We start from the raw sequence: 4267 nt of genomic DNA on the forward strand, positions 1-4267 counted from the left end.
TTGAGTTGAAATTTATTTCAATAAAATAATTGATCATTAAATTCTTTGTCTTAATATTGCAATATAGAAATAAAGAAATGAAAATAGAACAAACAAAACCAAAGGATTTTACAGACAGCCAACACGAAATTGCTCACATTATAAAAGCATTGGGACATCCTGCCCGAGTGGCTATCATAGAATATTTATTATCAGTTGACACTTGTATCTGCGGAGATATTGTTGATGTACTTCCTTTAGCACAGCCAACTGTTTCAAGGCATTTAAAAGAACTTAAAAATGCAAAACTAATTAAGGGAACCATTGAAGGTAACACGATTTGCTATTGCATTGACGAAAATACTATTGAAGAACTGCAAAAATATTTTACAAATATTTCGGCAAAACTTACTCTAAAAAACAAAAATTGTTGCTAACATAAAATAATACCAAAATGAAACTATCACAAGTAAAAGCACTTTTACCAACTTTAGAAAATGTAACATTCAAATTGGAAAACGGCTCTTTTGTTCCAGAACATTTTCACGTTACCGAAGTCGGAATGATTACAAAAAACTTCATTGATTGTGGCGGAGTAATTCGTACAGAAAAAACCGTAAATTTTCAGCTATGGAATGCCGATGATTTTGAACATCGTTTAAAACCTTCTAAACTTTTAAACATCATTAAACTTTCGGAAGAAAAATTAGGCATTGAAGATGCGGAAATTGAAGTAGAATATCAAAGCGATACGATTGGAAAATACGATTTGGAGTTCAACGGAAATACATTTGTACTGAAAAACAAAACAACTGCTTGTTTAGCACAAGATGCGTGTGGAATTCCGTCTGAAAAAGAAAAGAAAAATTTGGCTGAATTAAACCTAACCCAAAGCAATTCCTGCACACCGGGTGGCGGATGCTGCTAGTTAAATATAGACAAAAAAACAAATTGCGAATGGACAAAATATTCGATACCATAGTAATTGGAGCAGGGCAGAGTGGTCTGGCATGTGGCTATTACCTAAGAAAAGCGAAACTAAAATTTCTGCTTTTGGATAAGCAATCAGAACCAGGGGGCGCCTGGCTGCACGCTTGGGATAGTTTAACTCTTTTTTCTCCTGCAGATTACAGCTCCTTGCCAGGTTGGCCAATGCCCAAAACAGAGCAAAAATTCCCGCTGCGCTTACAGGTGGTTGATTATCTGATGAAATATGAACAACATTATCAATTACCCATACAACGAGGTGTTGAAGTTACCCACATCTTAAAAGACAATGGTATTTTTCATATTCATACTTCCAAAGGTATATTCCAAGCAAAAACGGTTATTTCAGCAACTGGTACATGGGGCAACCCCTACATTCCAAATATAAAAGGTATTGATAAGTTCAGTGGTATCCAATTACATTCCGCACATTATAAATCACCTGATAATTTTAAAGGGCTTAAAACTTTAGTGGTTGGGGAAGGAAATTCAGGGGCACAAATCGTTGCTGAAGTTTCGAAAGTTACGGAGGTTAAATGGTCAACCAAAAAAGAACCCCAATTTTTACCGGATGATGTCGATGGATATTACCTCTTCAATGTAGCATCAGCAAGATACAGAGCAGAAAAAGAGGGCAGGCCATTCGATGCTTCAGCATATAATTTAGGAAATATAGTGATGGTGCCGCCCGTAAAAGAGGCGCGAGAAAGAGGTGTACTTACTTCGTCGGGTTCCTTCACGGAGTTATATGATCAAGGAGTAATTTGGGAAAATGGACAACAAGAACAGTTCGATACAATTATCTGGTGTACAGGTTTTGGTTATGATACCAAGCATTTAAGAACTGTTGTAACACTCGATGAGCGAGGCAGCACGGAAACAATTGAAAGTAAATCCACTACTACAGATGGATTATGGTTGGTAGGTTATGGCAATTGGACAGGCTATGCATCCGGAACCTTAATTGGATTAAACCGAAGTACAAAACAAACGGTACAGGAGATAGAATTTTTTTTAAACTCTTAACGAATTAAAAATGAAAATTGCATTATTTAGTGACATTCACGCAAACCTACCCGCATTAGAAGCCTTTTTTGCAGATGTAGAAAAAAGAAATCCCGACAGTATCTATTGTTTGGGCGATTTGGTTGGCTATAATATTTGGCCAAACGAAGTGGTAAACGAAATCCGTAAAAGAAAAATACCAACCATTGCAGGAAATTACGATTTTGGCATTGGAAGAATGAGCAACGAATGTGGTTGTGCTTACAAAACAGACAGCGAAAAAGACAATGGAAACATCTCTATTTCATTTACCAATTCTTTGATGAAAGACGAAGAAAGAGCCTATTTGCGTACACTTCCGGCCCATATAAAAGTAGAATTTCAATTGAACGAAGACAAACTGAATTTGCTTTTGGTACACGGAAGTCCGAGAAAAATAAACGAATATCTATTTGAAGACCGTGAGGAAAAAAGTATGCTTCGTATTATGGAGCAAGCCGATGCAGACATTATGTGTTTCGGACATACACACAAACCGTATCACAGAGTTTTAAATTCGGGAGTTGATGGACAAAATCATTTCAGACATGCCATCAATATTGGGTCGGTAGGCAAACCAAAAGACAGCGATGTAAGAGGCGGTTATGTAATGCTTTCGATTAATGAAAACAGTTCTGTGTTGGACAAAGACAGCATCAAAGTAGAATTTATTCGATTTGAATACGACATTGAAAAAGCTGCGAAAGCCGTAGAAGATAGTCCGCTGCCTAACGAATATGCAGAAAATTTAAGACGTGGTTATTAATCATTAAAACCGTAAGCGATTTATTTATGCCATTGTCGGGAAAAATAACTGAAACCAACAAACTACTTTTAAAAGAACCCACATTGGTAAACAGCGAACCTTTTGAAATGGCTGGATGATAAAAATAGAGATTGAAAACAGCCAAGAAATTGAACATTTATTAACAGCGGAACAATATGCCAACCTCACAAATTCATAAAAAATGCAACCAAAATTAAAATTCCTCGACCGATACCTTACACTTTGGATATTCCTCGCAATGCTTTTGGGTGTTGGTTTGGGCTATTTTTTTCCAAATATTTCAAGCGTTACCAACTCACTTTCGGTTGGGGCAACCAATATTCCGTTGGCAATCGGACTGATTTTAATGATGTATCCACCTTTGGCAAAAGTGGATTATTCATTATTACCAATTGCGTTTAGAGACAAAAAAGTAATGTCTGTTTCGCTGTTACTGAACTGGATAATTAGTCCGGTAGTGATGTTTATTCTCGCCATTATTTTCCTCAAAAAAGAACCCGATTATATGGTGGGTTTAATTTTGATTGGTTTGGCAAGATGTATTGCAATGGTAATTGTATGGAGTGATTTGGCAAAGGCAAATAGAGAATATACCGCTATGTTAGTGGCTTTAAACAGCATTTTTCAATTGGTGTTTTATAGTTTTTATGCTTGGCTTTTCATCAATGTTTTACCACAGAAATTAGGTTTGGGAAACTTCAATATTTCTGTGCCAATGAAAGACGTAGCCGAAAGTGTTTTCATTTATTTGGGCATTCCGTTTTTGGCTGGTTTTTTAAGTCGTCATTTTTTAATCAAATCAAAAGGCATTGAATGGTTCAACAGAAAATTCATCCCTGCAATTTCGCCTATTACTTTGTATGCTTTGCTTTTTACGATTGTACTAATGTTCAGTTTAAAAGGCGACAAAATTTTAGAACTTCCAATGGATGTGGTAAAAGTTGCCATTCCGTTAGTCATTTATTTTGTATTGACTTTCTTTGTAAGTTTCTTTATCAGCAAAGCATTAAAAGTGCCTTACGACAAAAACGCATCTATTGCATTTACCGCCACAGGAAACAATTTTGAGCTGGCTATTGCGGTTGCCATTGCCGTTTTTGGCTTACATTCGCCACAAGCATTTGTAGGAGTTATTGGACCTTTGGTAGAAGTACCTGTTTTGATTTTATTGGTAAGAGTGAGTTTCTGGTTGAAGAAAAAATATTATTCAGACAATGTGAGATAATAAACAAACCAAAATCCCACGCTTATGGTAGCACATTTGCATTTTTAGCCAACGCACAAAGCCACAAAAAAATGCAAAAGAGCTACCAATCCAACGCACCACAACCCGACAAAATAAACGAACAAACAGCGAAGCGAAAAGAAGGGCGAACAGCTAATCGAGTAGACGGCTCCGCCAGAAAATGACGGAGTGCGCCTCTCAACTTAGCGAAGCGATATCTTGAAATACCTATAAAAAATAAACAC

5 protein-coding genes and 1 pseudogene are annotated in these 4267 nt (G+C 36.6%); all 6 read left to right on the plus strand.

All coding sequences use genetic code 11. The annotated features are described in order from the left end of the window. The first annotated feature begins 83 nt into the window (after positions 1-83). The 6 genes and pseudogenes from EG242_RS14555 (at position 84) to arsB (ending at position 4022) form a co-directional block, all read left to right on the plus strand. Positions 84-416 carry an ArsR/SmtB family transcription factor gene (locus EG242_RS14555; RefSeq protein ID WP_375730855.1) on the plus strand — a complete coding sequence of 111 codons (333 nt, stop codon included), beginning with the start codon at positions 84-86 and terminating at the stop codon, positions 414-416. Positions 417-433: 17 nt separating this feature from the next. Next, positions 434-907 (plus strand): DUF6428 family protein, encoded by a 474-nt coding sequence (locus tag EG242_RS14560; RefSeq protein WP_124900647.1) that lies wholly within the window; start codon positions 434-436, stop codon positions 905-907. Positions 908-936: 29 nt separating this feature from the next. Then, a complete protein-coding gene (locus tag EG242_RS14565) occupies positions 937-1992 on the plus strand; it encodes an ArsO family NAD(P)H-dependent flavin-containing monooxygenase (RefSeq protein WP_124900649.1) in 1056 nt (351 codons plus the stop codon). Between the two features lie 10 nt (positions 1993-2002). Beyond that, a complete protein-coding gene (locus EG242_RS14570) occupies positions 2003-2776 on the plus strand; it encodes a metallophosphoesterase family protein (RefSeq protein WP_124900651.1) in 774 nt (257 codons plus the stop codon). 2 nt (positions 2777-2778) lie between these two features. Next, positions 2779-2975 (plus strand): annotated as a pseudogene (locus EG242_RS14575) (glycine cleavage system protein H). A 3-nt stretch (positions 2976-2978) separates the two neighbouring features. Continuing rightward, on the plus strand, positions 2979-4022 hold the full coding sequence (arsB, locus tag EG242_RS14580; protein ID WP_124900653.1) for an ACR3 family arsenite efflux transporter: 1044 nt from the start codon (positions 2979-2981) through the stop codon (positions 4020-4022). The last annotated feature ends 245 nt before the right edge of the window (positions 4023-4267 follow it).

This window comes from Paenimyroides viscosum, from assembly GCF_003858535.1.
GTDB classification, from domain to species: domain Bacteria; phylum Bacteroidota; class Bacteroidia; order Flavobacteriales; family Flavobacteriaceae; genus Flavobacterium; species Flavobacterium viscosum.

Bases quoted from the DNA above. Each gene is read 5' to 3' on its own strand.
- arsB (WP_124900653.1), top strand. From the start codon at position 2,979: ATGCAACCAAAATTAAAATTCCTCGACCGATACCTTACACTTTGGATA.
- EG242_RS14560 (WP_124900647.1), top strand. From the start codon at position 434: ATGAAACTATCACAAGTAAAAGCACTTTTACCAACTTTAGAAAATGTA.
- EG242_RS14565 (WP_124900649.1), top strand. From the start codon at position 937: ATGGACAAAATATTCGATACCATAGTAATTGGAGCAGGGCAGAGTGGT.
- EG242_RS14570 (WP_124900651.1), top strand. From the start codon at position 2,003: ATGAAAATTGCATTATTTAGTGACATTCACGCAAACCTACCCGCATTA.